Here is a 22823-nt window from a genome sequence, read left to right as displayed (position 1 = left end):
TTGGCTATATGTGGAGAGGGGTACGGAGATTTAAAGGTCGCGTAGCGTCGCTGGTGTCGGCACACTCGTGCCCAACTTAAGCCATCTTAGTGCGGAAACTGAGGCTGAGAATCGTGTCTGTGATGCAATAGGTTGTGCAATTGTCGCAGATTCCATAAAATCGGCCGAAAAAATGGAATTTGTGACACAAAAATAAATCGTGTGCAATCGTTGACCAGGCATCTGTCGCAAGTTCCATAAAAATCGCGAAAAAAATGGAATCTGTGACAGAAATGGCCCGATTTTGTCGCAAATTCCATAAATTTCCTCAAAAAAATGGAATCTGTGACAGATTGCAGGTCGACTATTGCGTGCAACCTAAAGTCTAGGGCGATGCGGAAGAGGGTGAGGTAGGCCAACCGGCAGACCTCAACTTGATTTGTGTCATATTGTCCGAATATTCGCAAGCAAACAATCTGCATAGTAGCAGTGTCGGATGTTTGGGCTTGGTGCGAAAATACGGTTCATAGAAAATCGCGCTACTCTCCACCTTCTGGCACTAGCTATTCCTCTTTATCCTTATCAGCTATTGGTGGAGGAGGCACCGGACTTGAAGGTGGCGTTGGTGGTGTAGGCGCACTCGGAGGTCCTGGCACACTCGGCGCAGGGGGAACCGGGGAAATACTCGAATGAGTTGGAACCTTCGGTGGGGTAGGAACCTTCGGTGGGGTAGGAACCTTCGGTGGGGTAGGAACATTACCTGGAGGTTTTGGAATATTCGACACCGCGGGCGGACCAAGGGTGGTAGAAATTGAGGGCGTTGACATGTTCGGTGGTGGCGGCACCGACGGAGTTGCTGGCGCAGCTGAAGAGATGCCGGGAGGTTTCGGATTAGATGAAACGTTCGACGGTAAAGAGGTGCTCATTGGAGGTGCTGGAACCCCAGGAGGTGCTGAAACCCCAGGAGGTGCTGGGACCCCAGGTGGCGCTGGGACCCCAGGTGGCGCTGGAACCCCAGGTAGCGCACCTTGTGGAACGGGCGTTTGTAGGCTTCTCGGGCCGAGCGCCGTCTTTGGCAGAGCCGAGGCATCTGGAGGAGTTGGAGCATTCTGCGTTGGCAAAGGTTTGGCGGTGCGTTTGGGCGGATCAAGGAATTCGAGTTTTTGTGCTGGTGGCAGGGCGCCGTCAAGCAAGATAGAGTCTCGAAGCATTTGTGCAACATCGCGAACTTTGACATTGCTTTGGTTTGCTTTTACGCCACCGACCAGCATTGTTGTGCAGTAGGGGCACGCGGTTGCGATTTCAGTGGCACCTGTGTCGACGGCTTCTTTGGCGCGGGTGTCGGAAATACGGGTGCCTAGGTTTTCTTCCATAAACATGCGTGCACCACCCGCACCGCAGCAGAAGCCTTCGTTTTTGGCGCGCTGCATATCGCGTAGTTCGGCTCCGGCGGCGTCGATAAGTTCGCGTGGTGGGTCGAACACTTTATTGTGCCGGCCAAGGAAACAAGGGTCGTGGTAGGTGATCGGTTTGCGTGCCGACGCCGGGCGGGGCACAGGTTTGAGCCGCCCTTCGCGTACCAGGCGGTTTAAAAGCTGAGTTTGATGCAAGACGTCGTAGTGTCCACCGAAATCGGGGTATTCATTGCGCAATGTATTAAAGCAATGTGCGCAGGAGGTAATGATTTTGCGTTGGCCTTGGGGCACTCCTGTAAATACATCATTGAGCGTTTCGACGTTTGCGGTGGCCAAGGTCTGGAACAGAAACTCATTGCCAGCACGGCGTGCGGGGTCTCCGGTACAGCCTTCGGACTTTGAGAGGACTGCATATTTGACGCCAGCAGTTTCTAAAAGCTCTACGATTGCTCGGGTGGTCTTTTTGCCATCATCGTCAAATGCGCCTGCGCAACCAACCCAGAAAAGGTATTCAGTGTCTTCGAAGGAACCGTCGAATTCAGGGACGGTAAGACCATCGCGGCGGGCCTCTTCGATCCAGGTGGCACGCTCGGAGTTATTGCGTCCCCACGGATTACCTTTAGTTTCTAGATTTTTGAAAAGACTCGTAAGTTCGCTGGGGAATTCTGATTCTGCGAGTACTTGGAAACGCCGGAGATTTGCCACATGATCGATGTGTTCGATATCAACTGGGCATTGTTCGACACAAGCACCACAGTTTGTGCAGCTCCATAGCTCGTCCTCGGTGATTGTTGCACCGACGAGCTGTAATACATCAGTTTCTGCGAGGGCAGCATCACGAAGGTCAGTAATAACTTTCTTGGGGCTTAAAGGCTTGCCCGTATTCCATGCGGGGCAGAGCTCCTGACAGCGACCGCATTCGGTGCAGGTCGCGGCGTCGAGAAGCATCTTCCAGGAAGCATCGGCAATGGTGCCAACCCCAAGCGACTCCTCAAGATCAATGGTAGGAACCCCTCCAAGCGCAGGTTTACCATCAGGGTTACGTTGAAAGAAAATATTGAAAAACGCCAGGAAGCGATGCCACGCGACGCCCCAATGTAATTGTTGACCAACGACAAAAAGCCAAACCATACCCGTAAGTAACTTCACTAATGCAAAGCCACTAACCAACTCTGGGCTGGCTGGAAGTACTTGGGCGACGTGCCTGCTCAAAAAATCCGCAACTGGATCGGCATGACCGTAGGTGGCGATCTTGCCGGCCTTGACTAAGATCATGCCTATGCCCTCAACCAGCACAACCGCTTCCACAAAATGCGCTGCCCGAGCATTGGATCCATAGAAACGGTCAACCCGATTGTTATTACCCACTACGATCCGAACTGCGATCAGGGCGAGTATCCCCAATACAGTCCCAAGGCCAAGAACCTCATCCAAAAAATGATAGATTCGCAGCTCATGCAATAAAGGCCAACCACCTGCAGGATTAAATGTTTGAATATAGGCTTCAAACCAAACCAAGGAGCCAATAAGGAATCCCACCATTACAAACCAGTGAGCAATAGCCACAACTGGTTTTCGAGCGAGCTCCGTATGCAAAAAAACCTCTTTGAACATGGTCCATGCTCTGAGCAAAGGTTTTGTGGTGCGGCCAGGCGAAGGCTTACCTGAAGCGATAAAACGATAGAGCCTTAAAGCCCCGCGTACGAAAAAGAACCATGCGGGCAATGAAAGCAAAATGCCAGCAATACCGAACACTGTTGTGATGGCAACAGGCATGAGAGTAGATCACGGTCCTTCAAAATAAGTGTGGGTTAGTCGCCATACAGCATAAAAGGAAAGCCGCTGAAATACGATCCTGCTAGCGAATAGGCTCGTGATAAGGCTCTATACCGCGTCCATGGTAGGCACGAAATGAATGAGACCAATACGTGGGGGATTCTGGATGCTCTTTTTCCTTCACGTAAATCCAATCATTCTGTACAAAATCGTGCGTCACATTGAGTACGCAATAACCGTGATTATCTAGATTTACAGATTTTATGTGGGGGTTGAGTTCCTGAACGGCTTGCTCAACCCCAGTAGATACAGAATTGCGCTCCGGTAACTGCAGAATATCGTCTCCATTTTTCGCGGAAACCGAAGGTCCTGCAAATTCCACACCTACTATCCCGGAATTTGGGTAGTCACCTGGCGTAATCGGCACGTCAGAAGCCCAAGAAGAGTGCAAATCACCAGTTAACCACACCACATTCCGGAGGTCTTGTTCTTGTAGAAGCTTGAATAAGCGCTTACGCTCAGCGGCATAACCATCCCATTGGTCTGTGTTTACAGGCATTCCTTCTTCAGGTAGGTCAAGAAGCTCGGTAAACATTTTGGCAGGTTCTGGATCAAGTGGGGGTATTAGTAATGGGGCAATCATTACCGAATTGCCAATGAGATTCCAGCGACTATTGGAAGTACTCAGCTTTCGATTGAGCCATTGGAATTGCTCAGATCCGAGCAGTGTACGTTGCTCGTTATCAATTTCAGAGATTTGATGAAATTCGATTTGTTGGGAACGATAGGAACGTAAATCCAACATAGAAAGCTCAACTAATGACCCGAAACTTAGGTTTCGGTAGATTTTGCCGCTTGGGGAATGCTCCGTGGTACGAACAGGCAACCATTCGAGATATGCCTGCATCGCAGCTTCCCTCCGCGCGATGAAATCGCCTTCTTCGGAAGAGTGATTTTTAGCACCAAACTCCCAAAAATTATCAGCAACTTCATGGTCATCCCAAGTGACGATCCAAGGACACGCCGCATGGGCAGCCTGTAAATCAGCATCCGTCCGTTGTACCCCATAACGAGCGCGGTAATCCGCGAGAGAGAGGAGTTCGTTTGGAGGTACGTGTGGTCGGATAACCGTATCTTTACCTGGATACTCGCCCGTGGCGTACTCATAGAGGTAATCCCCTAGGCAAAGGGCATAGTCGATATCTTGGCGTTGAGCCATATCACGATATGCCGCATAATATCCGGCTTCCCAATTGGCGCAAGAAAAAAATGCAAACCGAAGATGAGAAACAGCTTGGTCTTCACTTGGTGCTGTCTTTGTTCTCCCTACAGGTGAGCGTTGTCCGCTGTAAGGTCCGCTTACCACGGTAAAGCGGTAGAAGTAGTTTGTATGCGGTAGTAATCCAGTGGCATCCACCTTTACTGTCATATCTTTTTCAGGAGTGGCGACCCCCTGGCCTGCGGCGATATTGGAAGAGAAATCTTCATCAGAAGAAACCTCCCAATGCACAGTGGTGGGGGTACCGAGCAGTGAGCCAGGCATGTCATCCGGGTGTGAGGTTATGCGCGTCCACAACAAAACCCTGTCTGACAAGGGGTCACCTGAAGCAACACCATGCTGAAAAACAGCATGACCAAGTTCTGCGGCTGCCTCTGGAATAAAAACCGAGGAAGCTGCTAACAATGCCGCAGTACCTAAAAAATACCTACGACTGACTTGGCTGCTCATGGGGTTCAATCTAAAAGTGCATTGTGAAACTAAGATGAACTCAAAATGAGAAAAAGAGACCACAAGATAAATCTTTGAGTAGCCGCTTATTGAAACTTTGTTTCCATTGTTGACATGCTCGATCCTGTTTAATAGTGGAACTCTTTGTATTTGAGGTCAGTGATTTTTGCTTTCATATTTAATCGCATTCTCCATATGGATAAAAACGAATTTCCAGAGTTTTTGCTATATAGAACGTAGTCTTAAATTTTTAAAACGGTGATGCGTCATCGTGGGTATAAAAGTGGTGAAAATTTCGGCGAGTTGGAGAATGTGGGGAAAATAAAGATGCCCAGTCTATCGCAGGGTTAGCCTTACTTTACATAAGAAATATTGCGAAAAATCGTCGTAACCCGACCAGGTTTTTCTTGGAGCAAGCGAATTTTGCAGTTCTTGCTGGATTTTTTCATGTGTGCTGAACGCCAGACTGAGGAGGCGTGGTGGATTCTAGGCGCTAAATTCCTGTGTATATGCGATGGAATATATGTGATGGAAAGGACGGCCAAGGGGCCAGTCCTTGACGTGAAATATATATTTAGGAATCAAAATTAATGGTTGAAGATAAGGAAATGGGTGAATGCAAACAGTCAATTTGTATAAAAGGTACTAATTTGACGCTGCGCATGTAAATGAATGCGTTTTGGTTTTATGGGATGGGTGGTGCACTAATTGGAGTCGGTGAAGCTCTGAGTTTTTAAAAGGTTTCAATGTGGAATGCGTTTATTGGCGGTATAAAAAACGGTACGGAAGGTGATGTTCACTAGTACTGTCGTTCCTTTTTTCCATTAGTTTTGTGGTGCGACTCCATAATTCAAATTACAACAACAATGAATGAATAAGTCCCTTTATTTCCACCTGCCTTTTCTTGTTTTAAATTTCTTTAAAAAATTCCGCCAAGTTGATCGAATGGTAAGGTGAACTCATTTTCATATTCCCATGTGGAAAACTCTCGAGCATTCCCGAATCTGGGGGTATAACGGAGATATGGAGAGCGGAAAATCAATTGAAATCTACCCCTTACCTAGCGGATTCGACCTGCAATCTCATCGTGGTGGTCGTGGACACTGGACTGAGGAATCAGCAACGGCCTTTAGAAACTCTTTGGCGCTCGGGGTAAGTACCTTGGAATTGGACATTGTATTGACAAAAGATGGTGTTCCCGCAGTGTGGCATGATCCGATTTTGCTTCCAGAGAAATGCGGATCCCGTCATGGTGAAGTAATCCGTGAGCTTTTATGGGAAGACCTTCAACGGGTGGAGTGTGCAAAGTTGCTGCCGGACTTTCCAGAGGCGCAAGTTGTTTCGGGAAATCGGATTATCCAGTTGCGTGACGTATTCGGTCTGGCCGAAGGACATGAGGTGCATTTTAATATTGAGACGAAAATTGAGGCTGACCGACCGTATTTAAGTGCTGGGCCGGAGGAATTTGTTACAGCTATTCTGAGGGCGGTGAGAGAAGCGGGCGTCGAAAAGCGTGTAATGATTCAATCTTTTGATTGGCGAACCTTTCCCATTGTGTATGCCGCGGATCCACGCATTCCGCTAGTAGCACTTTGGGACGCAACTACCTGGTATCCAGAAAGTCCTTGGGGGCCTTATGGGCATATTATCGACGTCGCGAAGCGCCACCATATCAGTGTGCTTTCACCTGATTATGCGCTCGTCACCCAAGAATTACTTGAGCGTGCGCACGAGAATTCAATGCGGGTTGTTCCTTGGACAGTAAACACGGAGGATAAGATGCGTCAGCTGATCAATATGGGTGTTGATGGACTGATTACGGATTATCCGAAATTGCTCAAAAACGTCCTTGCGCAGACGTAGCAAATAGCAAACCCTGCCCATCAAAATTGTTGAGCAGGGTGATACTTGGCCAAATTAGCGCCAGACGAGTAGCAATCGGTTAGTTTGGCAGGCGCTCTCCAGTCGCAGGGGAGAAGTTGTGCTGTGCACCTTTCTTAATACGAACATGGATAACAGAACCAATTGGGTGAGCGGAATGTGGTGTAGTACGGACGATGATCTGGTCGGTGGATTCGCCATCAGGGTTTGCATCTGTACCAGAACCTAGGTGGCCGCCACCAACAAGATGCCCATAGAGATAAGAGTCTGAGCCAAGTTCTTCGACCATATCGATTTGAATCGGAATAGTATCGGCTTCCTCTTTTACAATTTCTAGGGATTCAGGGCGGAATCCAATAGTGATATTGCCTTTATCAGCATCAGTAAGTGCGGCGAGCGTATCTTTTGAAAGTGGTACCCTGGCCAGACCAAGGGTGGCAACGCCGTCCGATTCAACCTTAAACGTTCCAATGTTCATAGCTGGCGAACCAATAAACCCAGCAACGAATTCATTGGCTGGCTCGTCATACATTTCTCTTGGAGTACCAACCTGCTGTAATACACCATCCTTAAGGACGGCAATACGGTCGCCCATTGTCAGTGCTTCGGTCTGGTCGTGTGTGACATAGACCGTGGTTACACCCAAAGAACGTTGAAGTGCGGCAATCTGTGTACGGGTTTGTACACGGAGTTTGGCATCCAAGTTGGAAAGAGGCTCATCCATAAGGAATACCTGTGGGCGGCGAACGATTGCTCGGCCCATGGCTACGCGCTGACGTTGGCCACCCGATAGTGCTTTCGGCTTCCGATCAAGAAATTTGGTGAGGTCGAGGGTTTTCGCAATTTTCTCGACGCGCTCGTTGATTTCAGCTTTGCCCACACCCGCGATCTTCAATGCAAAACCCATGTTTTCGCGAACGGTCATATGGGGATATAGAGCGTAATTCTGGAATACCATCGCAATATCGCGATTCTTAGGTTCAACATTGGAAACATCACGGTCTCCAATAAGGATTCTGCCGGAGTTTACTTCCTCGAGGCCGGCAAGCATACGGAGTGTAGTTGATTTGCCGCAGCCCGAAGGGCCGACCAATACAAGAAACTCTCCGTCTGCGATTTCGAGATTGAATTTATCAACACTGGGGGTGTTATTGCCAGGGTAAATACGAGTGGCGTTTTCAAACGTCACAGTTGCCATAGTGGTTCCTCCATCGGCGGTACGTGCCGAGCGATCCGTGGTGAGAGGGCCAAACGACTGTTTGGCTTAAAACTGGACATTACCACTTTTAGTTCTTCTGGTTACAAATAAGGCATGGGTGATTTTGGCTATTTAAGAAGGCGAAAATTTATTTGGTTTTGAAAGCAACAGGTTCAAATTGGGGAGTGATCTACATCGATAAAGTCATCTTATTTCGTTACTGGTCACTACCTCTTGTAGACTGAGAGCATACTCACTCCTACTAAGGAGATTTCCCGTCATTGGAAGGACACTTCATGGTGAACAAGCGCATTCTTGCGACTCTTGTTGCTGGTGCCGTTGCTGCTAGCGGCCTTGTAGCTTGCTCTGGTTCAGGGGACGACGGCAAGCCCGGCGTTTACTTCCTAAACTTCAAGCCTGAACAGGAAGCCGTGTATAAAAAGATCGCGGAAGCGTACACCAAGGAGACTGGGGTGCCAGTCAAAGTGGTTACCGCTGCTTCTGGCAACTACGAACAAACGCTCAAATCTGAGATCGATAAGTCCGATGCGCCTACTCTGTACCAACTTAATGGTCCAGTAGGTTTGAAAAACTGGCAGAAGTACGCTGTTGATCTTTCAGATGCCGAAATTACAAAGGCGCTGAAAGACGATGTTCCTGCGCTAAAAGGTGAGGACGGCAAAGTATATGGTGTTCCATTTGCCGTAGAAGGCTATGGCATTATCTACAACGAGGAAATCCTCGATAAATACTTTAAGACCTCTGGCGCCAAAGCTTCGAGTGTTGAAGATATCAAGGATTTTGCAACCCTGAAGGCTGTAGCCGAGGATATGCAATCCAAGAAGTCTGCACTTGGCATCGATGGAGTATTTGCTTCTACTTCTCTTGCAACTGGTGAAGATTGGCGCTGGTACACCCACCTGGCAAACCTTCCAGTGCACTACGAGCTGAAGGATCTTGGAGTCCAGGATTCCGATGAGCTGAAATTCAAGTACAACAAAGAGTACAAGAACATCTTTGACCTGTACCTAAACAATTCAACAATTGAAAAGACTCTGGCTCCTTCAAAGTCTGTCACTGATTCCATGGCAGAGTTTGCTCAAGGCAAAGCTGCTATGGTTCAAAACGGCAACTGGGCTTGGGGACAAATTAATGAGGTCTCCGGCAACGTTGTGAAAGAAGACAAAATCAAGTTCATGCCGATTTACACCGGCATGAAGGGTGAGGAATCTCAAGGTCTGGCCGTAGGTACCGAAAACTACTTGGCTGTGAATAATAAGGCATCTGAAGAAGACCAAAAAGCAACAATTGATTTTGTGAATTGGCTCTTCACCTCCGATGCGGGTAAGAAGCACGTAGTTGAGGATTTGGGCTTTATTGCACCGTTTACCAACTACACAGAAAGCGACACTCCAAACGATCCGCTTGCCAAAGAGATTGCGGCGGCAATTAACGACGATTCACTGACGAACGTTCCTTGGGATTTCCAGTACTTCCCATCCCAGCAGTTCAAGGATGACTTTGGTCAGGCATTGGGCCAATATGCTTCCGGAAATATTAACTGGGATGAAGTAGTCAAGACATTTGTTGACAACTGGGCTGCTGAAAAAGCAGCTTCCAAGTAAGCATGAAGATTTGATGTGGGGTCGTATATGGCCCCACATCTTCTACAGAATGGCAATCTTATGCAAGCGTCATTAAAAAAGTACTTCCCAATTTTTGTGCTTCCGACGCTGATCGCTTTTGCGATCGCGTTCTTCGTACCTTTCGTAGTTGGTTTTCTGCTTTCTTTCACGGACTTCACTACGATTTCGGACGCAGAATTTAATGGTATTGAAAACTATGTACAAGCTTTCAGTGAGCGTGAAGGCTTCACAAAAGCATTCTGGTTTACTGCGCTCGTAGTTATCGTTTCTCTGGTTACGGTAAATATGTTCGCGTTTTCCATTGCCTGGATTCTTACAAGGAAGCTCGCTGGAACGAATTTCTTCCGCACGGTTTTCTTTATGCCAAACCTAATTGGCGGCATTGTGCTCGGCTATACGTGGCAATCTATGATTAATGCGGTGCTGGCCAACTACAGTACAACCATCATTTCAGATTGGAAGTACGGTTATGTTGGGTTGATCGTACTCATAAATTGGCAGCTCGTTGGCTATATGATGATCATCTACATAGCTGGTTTGCAAAATGTTCCTCCGGAACTGATCGAAGCTGCACAGCTCGATGGTGCCTCAAAGTGGGGCGTTCTACGTCACGTGACGATTCCGATGGTTATGCCGTCGATCACTATCTGTTTATTCCTTACGTTTGCAAACACCTTCAAGATGTTTGACCAAAACCTTGCATTAACTAACGGTGCTCCACAGGCGCAAACCGAAATGGTCGCGCTTAATATCGTGAACACGATGTTTAACCGGATCGGTGTTGAAGGCGTTGGCCAGGCAAAGGCCGTTATCTTCGTTCTCGTCGTGATCGTGTTCGCTTTAATTCAGTTGCGTGTCACTCGGAGCCGGGAGGTTGAAGCATGACATCAGAAAAGAAGATTACACCAGGTCAACTGCCGATCTACGCGATCTTGGTTTTTCTTACCTTTGTATTTATCGGTCCAATCCTCTTTATTCTTCTGAATTCATTCAAGAGTAAATTTGCTATCTCAAGTAATGCCTTTGCACTACCGCTTGGAGATATGTGGGCTGGCTTCGAAAATTACGCAGTTGGGCTGCTTCGCGAGGGCTTCTTCTGGGCGATTGTCTGGTCATTCGTGATCACGATTCTATCTGTGGTTTCGATTGTGTTTTTCTCTGCAATGACCGCCTACTACATCACTCGTGTAAAAACTTGGTGGACATCAGCGCTCTACTATTTGTTTGTCTTTTCAATGGTTATTCCATTCCAAATGGTGATGTTTCCAACCGTGAAGATTGCAGATAGCCTTCACCTGAATAACCCACTTGGCATTACAGTGCTTTATCTAGGTTTCGGGTCCGCACTTTCTGTCTTTATGTTTGCTGGTTTTGTGAAGTCGATTCCATTGGAAATTGAAGAAGCCGCAATGATTGATGGTTGTGGGCCGCTGCAAACTTACTTTCGAGTCGTTTTGCCTATGCTCAAACCAACCGCAATTACGGTAGCGATCCTTAATGCTATGTGGGTATGGAATGACTATCTCTTGCCATATTTGGTGATTGGATTGTCCACAGAATACAAAACTATCCCGGTGGTCGTTCAATCCTTCGTAGGTTCGAATGGCAACCGCGACCTTGGTGCGATGATGGCAATGCTCGTTCTCGCCATCATTCCCATTGTGGTGTTCTATATTTCTTCACAGAAATACATTATTGAAGGCGTAGCCGCAGGTGCGGTGAAGGGCTGATATGGGCCCGGATTCAGCTTTCCACCGCGCGTTGGAGAAGTTTTCCGATGTCGCGGTGGTTGCTGCAATTATGGTGGCTTGCTGTCTTGTAGTGGTGCCGGGGGGACGAGCAATTCGATCATCATATCGAGTTTGGCTGCTTGATTCACCACATCCTATTAGGACATTTATTCGGGGTCTTCGGGAGCCGGGTGGTGCGGTTTCGTGGTGGTGGGGTTTCACCTTGGTGATACATATTCTCGCACTGATTGAGTGGTTAGCTATTGATCATTTTGCAGTACGATCCGGAATCTTATCTGGAATTTTGATGGTGTACGCAATCTCCGCTTGGTATGTTCCACTCGCTTCTTGTGCTGGTACTGGCGTTGTAGAAACTTTTCGATCGTCTGTTGGCTTGTCTATACGACATCCTATTCGGACATGTGGAGTGCTTATCACCGCGATCGTGGTGTGGGTACTTATTTTGGCATTAATTCCTCATTCGCTGTTTTTTGGTTTTCTTATCATTGGGATCGGACAGTATCTCGCCGCATCTTTCGTCACACCCCTATTAGGGTGTAATCTTTTGGGGGGGAAGTGAATGTGGTGCAAGGAACTAGCGGGAATTAAAAAGCGAGTGTACGTAAAGAAAAAACGTGCGCTATTCAAATTATATAGATTGAGTAAACATTTCCAATAAATGTAAAAGGTTGCACTTATTTAACGCTCTAGTATTCTCCAATAGCGGAAGGACTACTAGATGTTGATTGCTGCATTTATGAAAATCAGGTCAAAGGGTTTAAATTCTACCTTTGGCGATCAAACTGACAGCGTTCAGCGTTTTATTCAAAAACGTGGTGCGCATGTCGAACACTGCAATAGCGTGCGTGTATCCACTTTACGCGATGGTGGTGTTCGGAGCCATTTGTTGGGCAAAATGCCTGGGCATCATGTATTTCCGTCCGGATATCAAGATAAAAAAATGAGCCTTGATGAGCGCCTCGAATAGTCAGCGGTAGCTTTTGGCAAGCGACAATCCCCAAATAAGTGAAAACTGGAAAATATCCCAATTTAGCTGGACTTTAGCATATTTATGCAGGTCTCAATTCCAAGCTTATGCACGATGCAAAAATCATTTCTATAAAAATATTTTAGATAATGTTTTGAGCATTTTAAGGATTCTGATGATGGTTTTAAGTTTCGCGCATGGGGTAGAAAACGTTGTTTTGCCGAGGTTATCCATTGATTTCAATAGGAAAAATATGGCTATTGGGTGAGATTCAGGGCCAGAGGCATCGCTGGAGGAACTAAGAATATGACCGTTAGCTTGATTTTGCCGTCGATGAATGAAACGGCGAATCTTCTCCGATTACTGCCGCACGTTCCAGATGACTATGAAATGGTAGTTGTCGAAGGCGGGGATATTGAACACACCAAACGAACGGTAAGTGAATACCCAGTTCGGGTGATTGGCCAGACGCGGAAAGGAAAGGGGAATGCGTTGGTCTGCGGCTGTGTAGCAGCTACCGGGAAACACCTTGTAATGGTGGATACTGATGGGTCTGCGGAAATCTCTGAAATTCCGCGTTTTATCGATGCGTTGGATTCAGGAGCGGATTTTGTAAAGGGATCCCGCTATCTTGTGGGTGGCGGGTCTGACGATCTTACGCGGCTGCGTTCAGCCGGAAATATTGGGTTTACCCAGCTAGCAAATACTTTATTTGGTACAAAATTTACTGATCTTTGCTATGGCTATAACGCTTTTACTCGTGAGATGTTCGAGTCGTGGAATCTTCCAGAGGTGAATAAGAGCAAGCCGCAATGGGGCGATGGTTTTGAAATTGAGACCCTTTTTGCCTGCCGTGCAGCAAAACTCGGCGCTGAAATAGCCGAAGTACCAAGCCACGAATACAACCGCATTCATGGTGAAAGCAATCTTCATGCGTGGCAAGACGGCAAGCGCGTGCTTCGGACTATTTGGAAGGAATGGCGTGGACGCTATTGATGTAGTGGTGTGTACGGTCACCGGCCGTGAGCATTTCCTTGATGCCTGTGTTGAAGCAATCAAAAAGGAACTACAAGAAGACGATACGTTAACAATTATTCGGGATCGCCCGCTAGCTGATGCTCGAAACGAGGGAGTTAGCCAAGGATCGAACCCAATCATTGTATTTATTGATGATGACGCTATTCCGCGTCCGGGATGGCGTGCCTCAATGAGCGTGTTTGAAGATCCTGAGATTGTCGGGATTGGAGGAGCAGTTCACCCGAGGTTTGAAGCTGGCGAAGGCGACGAACGGCATGCTTGGGTGTATGGGTGTGACCATGCAGGTTTACCTGCGGATGGGGAAGAAATCCGCAATCCTATTGGCGCAGCTATGGCATTTCGCAGGCCAATTCCGCTCTTTTCTCCTGCACTTGGCAGAGTGGGTGGAAATACTTCGGGGGGTGAAGAAACCGAGCTTTGCCAGCGTATTGATGGCAAGATTATCCGTCATACCGCTTTTGCAGTAGACCATTTTGTACCTGAGTCTCGAACTAAACTTGCCTATCACATGAAACGCTCATTTGATGAAGGGCGTATAAAGTCCTGGCTCAATGATCTTGGCTCTGAACGTGAATATGCTAGACACCCCAGCTTGCATGTAGCTGCTGCTGCCTTGGGGTTTGCGTTGGGAAAGCGTGGGTTTATCCCGCCTAAAACCCCAACGCGAGAGGCGTCGATAATCGTGTGTACGGATGGGCGCCGTCCATTGGATCTCCACCATATTGAAAAATCCATGGAAGGTATCGACGCAGAATTGATCTTGGTTGATAACTCAGCGGACGGTATCGGAATGGGGATCCGGGCCCCTCAGCCGGGCCTAGCCCGGGCCCGTAACGTCGGGATTCGTGCGGCAAATGGCAAAATTCTTGCATTCACTGATGATGATGCGCGCCCGGACCCAAATTGGCTGCGAGAACTTATCAATTCTTATGATGATGAAACCTGGGCGGTAACAGGTCGGGTAGTAAGCAAGCCTGAAACCGAGGCACAAGAGCTTTTTGAAAACCATGTCAGCTTCGATATGGGCGAGAAGCCACGTCGTTGGAGCTTAGATACTGAAGAAGCGCCGCCGCTATATCCCTATCCGGCTGGAAGCTTCGGTGCTGGAGTGAATATGTCATTCCGAGCTGAGGTTTTTCAAAAAATCGGTGGCTTTGCTGAAGAGCTTGGCACCGGACGCTGCACCCGTGGTGGTGAAGATTTGGATATGTTACGTCGTGTTGTTCTTCATGGAGGCGTTATCCAATATCAACCGAAAGCCATTGTGTGCCATATCCATAGGCATTCAAAGCGTGCTTTAGCCAAGCAAATGTTTGGATTTGGTACTGGATTTACTGCGTCGCTTGCTCGTTGTTTAGCTGACGGGAAGTTTGTGCCCACAACAATCCGAGGCAAAGTTCCCCATGGTGCTGTAAAGCCACCAACCGAGCCTTCACCTTGGTGGATGCGCACAGCTGAAATTGCAGGATATCTATGCGGCCCACCACTTTTTATGGCGGCCCGGCTTAGTGATGCGGTGGATACATGGAAAAAGACAGAGTAATCGCCTGGGGCGAGCGAATCGGGTGGGCGTTCTGTCTACTGCTACCCGCATTTGTTGTACACCCAATGTGGGTTGCGGCATTCGCACCATTTGTTATTGGTGCTGGAATTAGTTCGCGGCTTACCAACGATCGGGCTTTTTTCCTCGCACTTACTCCGGCAGTATCTCTTGCTCTTTTTATTCTGGTTTCGTTGGCTAACCAGCTGACCATACGCAGTACGCTCGTCGCGGCAATCGTGCTGGCACTACCCGCGTTGCTAGGATGTCCCGATCTACCACCTTTAAAGGAGTGGGGCCCGAGTATTCGTCGATGGTTTGAAGAAACTAAACGTCCAATCAGCGGTGCTATCCCTGAAAACGCTTCGGCTGGTCTGCTTGCTCGCATAGAGCCGTATCGTTCTGGTTGGTTAGTTGTACCTGCAACGTTATTTTGGTTTTGGTCAATTTATGCCATTGATTTGGATTCCGCAGGCTCGATTGGGATTTTGCAAGTACTGCCATGGCAATGGTTTGTTGCCTTAGCCATTGCACTTTTTGTTTGGCGACGCCCCGCTGCCATGATATTGCTTGCGGCCATGGTGGTTTCTACCGTGAATTTTGCCGATTTTGGTGCGGTGATGAACACCGGGTATGTGCATGTTGGTTTTGCAGAAGCGATTACTGACTGGGGTATTCTTACCGGCATCGATGCTCGATTTAGTTGGCCAGGTTTTCTCTCAGCTGCTGCACTAGTCCAGCAAATTAGCGGTACGACTAATCTTCTTGTGTTCTATCCAGTGGCAATTGCTATGGCGTATATGCCTGCTGTGTATGCCTTGGCAAGAACATTGGGAAGCACTCACACCCAAGGATTACTGGCGGGCATCCTATTTATTTGCATTAATTGGAGCGCACAAGATTATTTTTCACCGCAATCAGTTGCACTTTTGTTGTATTTGGTAATTATTCGACTTGTGCTTCACAGCGAGCATGAATTTGTAGCGCTTATACTAGCTGCGGCTATGGTGGTTTCTCACCAACTCACTCCAGTAACGCTCATCGTGCTTTTGGCATTGCTTGCTTTATTAAAGGCCACGGAATTCCGCACATTATGGCTAGGTGTTGCTGTAATTTTCGCTTCTTGGTTTGTATTTGGTGCTTCAGATTGGTGGTCTGGAAACCTCCCTGTGCTTATCGAAGGATTCGGTAAAGCTTCCGAAGCGGTATCCATGGGATTAACTGAACGTGTTCGTGGGGAACCGTTGTATACCCAAATGCAGCAGTTCCGGGTGCTTTTTACTTTGGTCTTAGGCTTAGCTGCTGTACTTACCTGGTGGCGTACCAAGCAACGCGTGGTTGCAGCTGCGATTCTGGCTCCGATTACCTTGATTTTTGGGCAAAGTTATGGAGGCGAAGTAATCCTTCGGGTGTTCTTATACTCCGCACCATTTTTAGCCATTATGATCGCACGACTACGGTTGCGGCCGGTGATTATTTTGGCGTTCTGCGCTGTACTTGGAGTAACTGCTCGCGGCGTGAATATTGCTTTTGAACGTACACCTCAAGACGTAGTGCAAGCCGCACGTTTTGTATTGGATCGCACACCATACGGTTCGGTAGTTGGACCATTAATTTATGAAGGCACGCTACGGATGGATCGTGTTGCTGAAATGAAGCCGCCTGAAAGCCCTGTGAGAGATTTGCTTGGTGTGCTAGCTCAGCAGCCTGATGTAGTGTTTCTGACTTCCACGCGTGAGCACTATGAACGAATGGTGAATGGGCATCCGCAAAATTTTGAAGAAATTGCACATGATTTGGAGAAGTACAGTAACTATAAAATCACGTGGGATTCTGAGCATGTCATTGTGTTGGAACGAACCGATATTCACGGCGTACCACTCGGTGATTCGCCAGGTGTAAGGGGGCTTGAATGATTGCTCAAATAATTACTATTTGTGCTGCGTTTTTAGCCTTTGGTGTCTATCTTTGGACGGTGCTAGCGCGCAGGCGTGGCTGGTGGTTTAGTTGGTGGCTGGCGGTGCCAATACTTCTGTTTGCCAGCACGATGTTTATGCTCCGATTGGCGGGTGCCACATGAAATATTTCGTAGCGATTATCGCCGTCATTCTTGTGCTTACGGCTACAGAGGAACCTATGGTGCCTCCACGTGGTGACGAAGAACTCGCCGCGAAGATCGTACCTCATACAGAAAACAACCGGATGATTGCTTCAATGGCTGTGGATAAAGAGGTTACTTTTGCGCTGGTTGAGTCTTCATTGACTACACCGTACCGGGTATCAAATCTGACTGAATTGTTCACTATTGAGCTTTACTATGCGGCACTGCGCCGCGGTGATATTCGGGAAGATACAAAACTAGGCGCTCTTGTCGACGTCCCAAATAGCCCGGCATCAAATGTAACGCTGCGCGAGCTCGCCGAACATACTGGTGGTTTTGCGGCGACAGATAACGAAAGCCTGAATTACCAGGAACTTTTGCATAAAGCGAAGTTAGATCCATTAGAAAGCCGCGGCCGCAGGAATCCTTCAACAATTGGAATATCTTTATTGGGGCATGCCCTGGCAATCGCCGCAAAAACCGACTACCCAAACCTTTTGAAAACTCGCTTTACGGAACCGATGGGTTTAGTCAACACAAGATTACTGAATGAATTTAATGCACTTTCACCGGCGGTGGGAGGCGTTTCGACCGTACAAGACATTGGCAGATTTGCTCGCTATACACTCGAATCTCCCGAGTGGGGAAATCAGCAATGGGTACAAACGGGCTCTGCGCCCGATTTTCAAAGTGCATTAGCCGTGCAACCAGGAAAAAGAGCCGTGGTGGTTTTATCACGGGGTAATGAATCAGTGGAACAAGCAGCTCTGGAGGCTCTGAAATGATCAGTGTAATTCTGCCTTTTTACAATGCGGCTGAATATCTTCCTCGGGTATTGAAATGCCTTGACCAGCTAGAAGATGTGGAATACATCCTTATTAATGATGGCTCAACAGATAATAGTGCCGAAATAGCCGAGAATTGGGGTAAAGGCCGAGTGATTTATCAAGAGCACTTGGGCATTGCTGCCGCTCGTGCTCGAGGTATTCAAGAAGCACAAGGTGATTGGATCTGGTTTGTCGATGCTGACGATACCTTCGATCCGCACATTCTCCAACGCATGATCGGTGCCAGCGAAGGTGTTGACCTCGTTATTTGCCGTGCTCACCGCTACGACAGCCTTGGGCGAATCCATCTTATGGAAGGTGTGGCAGACGAGGTAGTTATTGATGACCTTAAGCCGGTTATCTTTGATGGGACTGTTCGAGGTTATCTGTGGAACAAGCTGTTTAAAGCGGAGGTATTAAAAGAAGCGATCGAGCGATCAAATCCGGAGAAGCAGTTATCCTCGCAAGAGGATTTCATGTTGTTGCTTGATGCTCTTCCCGGCATACATAAGGCAAGATTAATTCCATTCATTGGCTACCACTACCGTGATCGTAACGACGGGGCAGTAGATACAGATCTGCGATCGGTGCAAAATACGTCGTTATGTGCGGATTCAGTGGTTGCTATGGGTGCTCCAAGTTCCTTCCGCGTATGGTTTGAAGCAGTCCCTGGAATCGCAACCGCAGCGTTATCTGGATTACCAAATTCTCGCCAATTGCAACTTTCGCTGCTAAGGTATTTGACGCCGTCGGCGTTGCTACAAACATGGAGCGACGGACACCGTCGTGAAGCAGTTCATGGCGCCGTCATGGCGGCGACAGTTCCGATAGGCGTCTACTCACCGCTATACAGAGTAGGGCGCACAATGCAAAAACTATTCGTGAGGTTCAAATGTTGAGCAGACGTGCCTTCCTACTAACACCGTTAGTGCTGGTTGCATGTAATGCCTCGTTAAAAGATTATGAAGCATACTCAGGTCGCCCATCCTCTGATCGATACGTTCAGTGGGATCCTTCCATGGTTCGCGGGAATATTCTTTACGGAGCGCCAGGTCATAATGGCTGGGTAACAGGTGGTTTAACGTATCTACAAGCGCCAAAACAGTATGGTCGCTTCGAAGTACGTCTACGTTCCACTCCACACCCGGTCCTCTCCTACCATGTACTTCTCTGGCCCGAAGCTGATCACTGGCCGCCAGAAATTGATATCGCGGAATGTTTCCGTGCGGATCGTCAACGCGTTGATGCCTTTATCCACGGTAAAGAGCGTCAACAATTCCGAGTTGACCGAGACACTACAAAACCTACGACATTTGCTGTTGAATGGCGTAAAGACAGCATCAAATTCTTCTGTGAAGGTGAACTCTTTGGTGAGACCACCAAGGATATTCCGCATGAGCCGATGCGTTTAGCAATTCAGGTGGAATCGCACGCGACTGAAGAAGGCAACAATCTTGTTGATGGCAACGGCTATACACAAGAAAAAGGGGAACCAAAAGATGAGTACCGTGTTCCCGTTGTAGAGATTCTTTCTGTCGGATATCAAGAGCTTTAGAACGGTATTTAAACTGCATGTTCTAGTAGATAGTAAGGACCCTGGACAAGTGTGCCAGGGTCCTTACTATTGCATTATGGCTGTGGGTGCGTCTTGATATTGCTTTGCATATCGATGGGTTTACAGTACCTGCGGTTCAACTTTCTTCAGGGCGATACTGAGCGCTTTCTTTAATGGCCATGCGGAAGCGAGCATGACACAAGTATCGACGATCAAATACGCGATACCTACACTTGTAATGCCCCATGTGGGAAGCATTAACCAAATCAAACCAACCACGGCCACCGAGCCTATTGCTTGAATGAGCATCGCATACCCAATGCGGCCGAAAATGCGGGCAAGCGTTGCATACAGGTATGCCGGTCCACCAATAAAATGCGCAATGCCCATGAGGATAAGAAGCATATAGCCGTTTTCGGCGTAATCAGTTCCGTACACAAACAACGCAAGAGGACCTAAACAAGAAACACCGATAAGCCTTAAGAAGCTTGTTCCTATCACAATTCGAATGAGAGTTTGGGTCGCATCTGCCATTTCAGCATCGGCATTTGCCACTTTGGAGATAAATGGACCGCCGATCATTGACATAAGGACAAATGATGTATTAACGATTACCCATGAGATATTAAAATAGGCGGCTTGATCCAACCCAGTTCGGGCAACCATTAATGGAATAACTAATCCTGGGAGCATTTGAGCCAATAGCCAACCGACACTATGGGAGAAATATAGTGATACTTCACTTACTTTAAGGTGTCTGTGAGGAAGTTTGCCAAAAAAGAAGAAAATTAATAAAACGCCAGTTGGTATTCCCCAGGCCCATTCGATTGGTAGTACGAAAACTAGTGCGAATTTAGCTATCGCGTGAATAAGGTTCTTTAAGGCCACAAGGCGTGGTCTTCCGCAGCCAATAAGATATGAATCGCATAGCGCGAACAATGCCAGGACAAGTGTCAACCAAGGTAGTTGAAATAGCCAGCCTAAGAATAATGAAAAGGCGGCGACGAAACCAATAACGCCCATCGTTTGGAGGGCTGATGCACGTGGAAGAAAACGCTCCATAAGCTGGGCAAATCCGAGCATTCCTAGTGTGGAAAGTGTTGTTGCCACAGCTATTCCAGTGCTGGCAGCGCCGACTATTTCGGCGTCATTTAATCGAGTTGCAGTAACCCAAAAAGCGAGACCAACAATTGCATTTGTAGCGCTGGATCCCATGAGTACTACAGAATCAATCGCTAAGTTTTTTTGCACACAAACCACAGTAACGGAATATGGTTCGTTAGACACCATGCAACTTGTTATGTCGAATGATTTAAAAACTTTCGGGTTGATTCTTAGTCTTTCATTCCTGGGGAAATGTCAGATGGCCAGATTCTGGTTTAGCGCACCAGCACCCGAGAAAATGAAAAAATATTCATTAAATTGCGTAAGAACTTTGCGCATGAAATCCTTGCAGTAAGGCTGTCTACCAGTATGATTGCTACATTAATTTTTATAAACACTTGGACCTATGTAACTGCACACTCTATTGAGGCTTTAGGAGCCAAAGAAGATGAATCGTCAAGATTTTGTAACGCTTTCGGATGCACTCGATTTATGTGCAAATGAAATGCCCGATATCAATGTGGCTTGGCCCAATGCTGGGATGCTTACCTACCGGCAGTTGGATGATGATTCATCGCGAGTAGCGGCTGGATTAGCGCATATTGGCGTTGGCTTAGGTGATCGTGTTTTGTATATCGGGGAGAAGTCACCGAGCTTTTGGGAAGTGCTATTTGCTTGCGTCAAACTGGGTGCTGTAATGGTGCCAGTTGACCAGAATGTGGATAGTGAGGACGTCGATTATGTTTTGGAGCAGTCTTTCGCCACTGCCATTGTGCGTTGTAGCGATTGCCATGTGATTCTAAATGTTCGAGATGCCCCAGAGATCAATGTGGATGATGGATGGGACGAGTGGAAGACACAGTTTGCTCCGTTAATGGAGTATTGTTTTGTAACTCCAGATACCCCAATCGTGGAGGAGTTTACATTTGGGCGTTCGGATGTGGCTGAGTATAAAATGCACACTCACGAAGATTGGTTTTTATTGTGGATGGACAATCGGGTTGAAAATCAAAATCATATGACCAGGTAGTGACGCCTCGCCAGTCATAGAAGTCAAATGATAGTTTCCTTGCAAGCGCCCGCCCAATGGTGCAAAATCCTTTTGGTAGATGAGATGACGATGGGCGGGCAGAATTTAGACGGTTTTGTCTGAGTGTTATAGCCACGTAGGAATTTCCTGTGCCGCGCGAAATGTAGCGAACCAATCGCGCGGTAAAGCAGGGTTTTTATCTGCTGGTTGTTTCCAAGTTGTGTGGGGTAATCCTTTATCTTGAATAAGATCGAGAATATCGCTGCTATCGGAGTTGGGGGATCGGTCGCTAAAGATTACGGCATCGTATAGTGGGTCAAGTTCTTCACGTGTAATGTCAACGCCTATTGTGATGTTTCCTATAAAACGGACTCTTGGGTTTGCGGGTCCATAATGAGTAAGGCCAAATATCGCAGGCCTGGAATCAAAAAGATCTACTTCGGTGTTTGGTAATGAGGCGAAATGCTCTGCTGTGCGAATTCCGTGGGCGGTAGCTCCAATGATTGCAATCTTCATAGTCCATCCTTTTCAATTTAATTGCTTAGGCTACTTCAATTTAGCCGATAGGTGACATAAACGCAAGATTTTCGCGTACAGGTCTGTCTATATATTTGCAGTGGTTGAAGTGTTGTCTAGGATTGATGGGTGTAGCGAGTTTCGCATTTATGTACAGATCTGTCTGGTTGGGAAAAGTGGCTACACTTGGAGCTATGGTTCTTATAGTTGCCGCCACTGAAGAGGAATCTTCGGGTATAGATGGTTACCCGTTGTTAGTCACTGGAGTCGGTACCTCAAATTGTGCAATTAGCTTGATGGAATACCTGTGGCACAATCGTCCCGATCATATTATTAATATCGGTACGGCAGGAAGTTTGAGTGGCGTACATGGAATATTTGAAATTGAACGTGTGGTTAGACATGACTTTGATGCCGATGCAATAGCAAAAATAACAGGTAAGCCAATGGTGAATGCGCTTACTCTGTCAACCACTGGTGTATATCCAAATGCTCGTTTGGCCACAGGGGATGCTTTTATTTCTGATCAGGTGGCACGAGATAAACTGGCCAAACAAGCTGATTTAGTGGATATGGAAGGCCACGTTATTGCATTGATTGGTTGGCGATATGGGATACCGGTGACCTTGTTGAAGCAGGTTAGTGATAACGCTGATCAAGATGCAGCTAGATCATGGGCTGATGCAGCGAAGGCGGGAGCAGAAGAGCTTGCCGAGGCAACCTTTAAAGTACTGGCTCTTCTCGAAAATACGAAAAAAGCGCATTAAAAA

At 47.5% G+C, this 22823-nt stretch carries 19 protein-coding genes; 14 read left to right on the top strand and 5 right to left on the bottom strand.

All coding sequences use genetic code 11. The annotated features are described in order from the left end of the window. Positions 1-542 precede the first annotated feature (542 nt). Together CFREI_RS12355 and CFREI_RS12350 are read right to left on the bottom strand one after the other, a co-directional pair. Entirely contained in the window at positions 543-3170 is a 2628-nt protein-coding gene (locus CFREI_RS12355; RefSeq protein ID WP_051255984.1) for a (Fe-S)-binding protein, read from the bottom strand. A gap of 82 nt (positions 3171-3252) precedes the next feature. After that, positions 3253-4899: an alkaline phosphatase D family protein gene (locus CFREI_RS12350; protein ID WP_084170776.1), complete on the bottom strand. Its 1647-nt coding sequence runs from the start codon at positions 4897-4899 to the stop codon at positions 3253-3255. Between the two features lie 975 nt (positions 4900-5874). Here CFREI_RS12350 and CFREI_RS12345 point away from each other — a divergent pair. Next, positions 5875-6762 (top strand): glycerophosphodiester phosphodiesterase family protein, encoded by an 888-nt coding sequence (locus tag CFREI_RS12345; protein ID WP_051255986.1) that lies wholly within the window; start codon positions 5875-5877, stop codon positions 6760-6762. A gap of 79 nt (positions 6763-6841) precedes the next feature. Here the strand turns inward: CFREI_RS12345 and CFREI_RS12340 are convergent, their stop codons facing one another. Further along, on the bottom strand, positions 6842-7978 hold the full coding sequence (locus CFREI_RS12340) for an ABC transporter ATP-binding protein (protein ID WP_027012938.1): 1137 nt from the start codon (positions 7976-7978) through the stop codon (positions 6842-6844). Between the two features lie 296 nt (positions 7979-8274). On the opposite strand from CFREI_RS12340, the gene CFREI_RS12335 reads away from it, so the two are divergent. The 11 genes from CFREI_RS12335 to CFREI_RS12285 all read left to right on the top strand — a co-directional run bounded on the left by CFREI_RS12335 (position 8275) and on the right by CFREI_RS12285 (position 19403). Beyond that, complete coding sequence (locus CFREI_RS12335; protein WP_027012939.1) at positions 8275-9603, top strand: ABC transporter substrate-binding protein; 1329 nt, start codon at positions 8275-8277, stop codon at positions 9601-9603. A gap of 60 nt (positions 9604-9663) precedes the next feature. Continuing rightward, positions 9664-10509: a carbohydrate ABC transporter permease gene (locus CFREI_RS12330; protein ID WP_027012940.1), complete on the top strand. Its 846-nt coding sequence runs from the start codon at positions 9664-9666 to the stop codon at positions 10507-10509. Then, positions 10506-11354 carry a carbohydrate ABC transporter permease gene (locus tag CFREI_RS12325; RefSeq protein ID WP_027012941.1) on the top strand — a complete coding sequence of 283 codons (849 nt, stop codon included), beginning with the start codon at positions 10506-10508 and terminating at the stop codon, positions 11352-11354. The genes CFREI_RS12330 and CFREI_RS12325 overlap by 4 nt, the downstream gene beginning before the upstream one ends. Position 11355: 1 nt before the next feature. Next, entirely contained in the window at positions 11356-11934 is a 579-nt protein-coding gene (locus CFREI_RS12320; protein WP_027012942.1) for a hypothetical protein, read from the top strand. A 159-nt stretch (positions 11935-12093) separates the two neighbouring features. Then, positions 12094-12342 (top strand): hypothetical protein, encoded by a 249-nt coding sequence (locus tag CFREI_RS12315; RefSeq protein ID WP_027012943.1) that lies wholly within the window; start codon positions 12094-12096, stop codon positions 12340-12342. A 306-nt stretch (positions 12343-12648) separates the two neighbouring features. After that, complete coding sequence (locus CFREI_RS12310) at positions 12649-13338, top strand: glycosyltransferase family 2 protein (protein WP_051255987.1); 690 nt, start codon at positions 12649-12651, stop codon at positions 13336-13338. Beyond that, positions 13325-14923 carry a glycosyltransferase gene (locus CFREI_RS12305; RefSeq protein ID WP_051255988.1) on the top strand — a complete coding sequence of 533 codons (1599 nt, stop codon included), beginning with the start codon at positions 13325-13327 and terminating at the stop codon, positions 14921-14923. Before CFREI_RS12310 ends, CFREI_RS12305 begins: the two co-directional genes overlap by 14 nt. Then, complete coding sequence (locus CFREI_RS12300; protein ID WP_027012944.1) at positions 14905-16836, top strand: hypothetical protein; 1932 nt, start codon at positions 14905-14907, stop codon at positions 16834-16836. Before CFREI_RS12305 ends, CFREI_RS12300 begins: the two co-directional genes overlap by 19 nt. A 160-nt stretch (positions 16837-16996) precedes the next feature. Beyond that, positions 16997-17806, top strand: coding sequence for a serine hydrolase (locus CFREI_RS12295; RefSeq protein ID WP_027012945.1), 810 nt, complete (start codon positions 16997-16999; stop codon positions 17804-17806). Continuing rightward, complete coding sequence (locus CFREI_RS12290) at positions 17803-18747, top strand: glycosyltransferase family 2 protein (protein WP_027012946.1); 945 nt, start codon at positions 17803-17805, stop codon at positions 18745-18747. The genes CFREI_RS12295 and CFREI_RS12290 overlap by 4 nt, the downstream gene beginning before the upstream one ends. Beyond that, positions 18741-19403 (top strand): glycoside hydrolase family 16 protein, encoded by a 663-nt coding sequence (locus CFREI_RS12285; RefSeq protein WP_084170778.1) that lies wholly within the window; start codon positions 18741-18743, stop codon positions 19401-19403. Before CFREI_RS12290 ends, CFREI_RS12285 begins: the two co-directional genes overlap by 7 nt. A gap of 120 nt (positions 19404-19523) precedes the next feature. Here the strand turns inward: CFREI_RS12285 and CFREI_RS12280 are convergent, their stop codons facing one another. After that, the gene (locus CFREI_RS12280) at positions 19524-20654 is read right to left on the bottom strand and encodes a lipopolysaccharide biosynthesis protein (RefSeq protein ID WP_035112209.1); all 1131 of its coding nucleotides are present in this window, start codon (positions 20652-20654) and stop codon (positions 19524-19526) included. Between the two features lie 301 nt (positions 20655-20955). Between CFREI_RS12280 and CFREI_RS12275 the strand changes: the two genes are divergently transcribed. Then, positions 20956-21537, top strand: a complete 582-nt coding sequence (locus tag CFREI_RS12275) for an AMP-binding protein (protein WP_027012949.1) — start codon at positions 20956-20958, stop codon at positions 21535-21537. A 126-nt stretch (positions 21538-21663) separates the two neighbouring features. Here the strand turns inward: CFREI_RS12275 and CFREI_RS12270 are convergent, their stop codons facing one another. Then, entirely contained in the window at positions 21664-22053 is a 390-nt protein-coding gene (locus tag CFREI_RS12270) for a hypothetical protein (RefSeq protein WP_027012950.1), read from the bottom strand. Positions 22054-22247: 194 nt separating this feature from the next. On the opposite strand from CFREI_RS12270, the gene CFREI_RS12265 reads away from it, so the two are divergent. Then, on the top strand, positions 22248-22820 hold the full coding sequence (locus tag CFREI_RS12265; RefSeq protein WP_035112256.1) for a nucleosidase: 573 nt from the start codon (positions 22248-22250) through the stop codon (positions 22818-22820). Positions 22821-22823: the final 3 nt, after the last annotated feature.

Source organism: Corynebacterium freiburgense, from assembly GCF_030408815.1.
Lineage (GTDB): Bacteria > Actinomycetota > Actinomycetes > Mycobacteriales > Mycobacteriaceae > Corynebacterium > Corynebacterium freiburgense.
This window is presented reverse-complemented; position numbering and strand designations above follow the sequence as displayed.

Coding starts and splice junctions, on each gene's coding strand:
- CFREI_RS12355 (WP_051255984.1), bottom strand. CDS start 3,170: ATGCCTGTTGCCATCACAACAGTGTTCGGTATTGCTGGCATTTTGCTT.
- CFREI_RS12350 (WP_084170776.1), bottom strand. CDS start 4,899: ATGAGCAGCCAAGTCAGTCGTAGGTATTTTTTAGGTACTGCGGCATTG.
- CFREI_RS12345 (WP_051255986.1), top strand. CDS start 5,875: ATGTGGAAAACTCTCGAGCATTCCCGAATCTGGGGGTATAACGGAGAT.
- CFREI_RS12340 (WP_027012938.1), bottom strand. CDS start 7,978: ATGGCAACTGTGACGTTTGAAAACGCCACTCGTATTTACCCTGGCAAT.
- CFREI_RS12335 (WP_027012939.1), top strand. CDS start 8,275: ATGGTGAACAAGCGCATTCTTGCGACTCTTGTTGCTGGTGCCGTTGCT.
- CFREI_RS12330 (WP_027012940.1), top strand. CDS start 9,664: ATGCAAGCGTCATTAAAAAAGTACTTCCCAATTTTTGTGCTTCCGACG.
- CFREI_RS12325 (WP_027012941.1), top strand. CDS start 10,506: ATGACATCAGAAAAGAAGATTACACCAGGTCAACTGCCGATCTACGCG.
- CFREI_RS12320 (WP_027012942.1), top strand. CDS start 11,356: ATGGGCCCGGATTCAGCTTTCCACCGCGCGTTGGAGAAGTTTTCCGAT.
- CFREI_RS12315 (WP_027012943.1), top strand. CDS start 12,094: ATGTTGATTGCTGCATTTATGAAAATCAGGTCAAAGGGTTTAAATTCT.
- CFREI_RS12310 (WP_051255987.1), top strand. CDS start 12,649: ATGACCGTTAGCTTGATTTTGCCGTCGATGAATGAAACGGCGAATCTT.
- CFREI_RS12300 (WP_027012944.1), top strand. CDS start 14,905: ATGGAAAAAGACAGAGTAATCGCCTGGGGCGAGCGAATCGGGTGGGCG.
- CFREI_RS12295 (WP_027012945.1), top strand. CDS start 16,997: ATGAAATATTTCGTAGCGATTATCGCCGTCATTCTTGTGCTTACGGCT.
- CFREI_RS12290 (WP_027012946.1), top strand. CDS start 17,803: ATGATCAGTGTAATTCTGCCTTTTTACAATGCGGCTGAATATCTTCCT.
- CFREI_RS12285 (WP_084170778.1), top strand. CDS start 18,741: ATGTTGAGCAGACGTGCCTTCCTACTAACACCGTTAGTGCTGGTTGCA.
- CFREI_RS12275 (WP_027012949.1), top strand. CDS start 20,956: ATGAATCGTCAAGATTTTGTAACGCTTTCGGATGCACTCGATTTATGT.
- CFREI_RS12270 (WP_027012950.1), bottom strand. CDS start 22,053: ATGAAGATTGCAATCATTGGAGCTACCGCCCACGGAATTCGCACAGCA.
- CFREI_RS12265 (WP_035112256.1), top strand. CDS start 22,248: ATGGTTCTTATAGTTGCCGCCACTGAAGAGGAATCTTCGGGTATAGAT.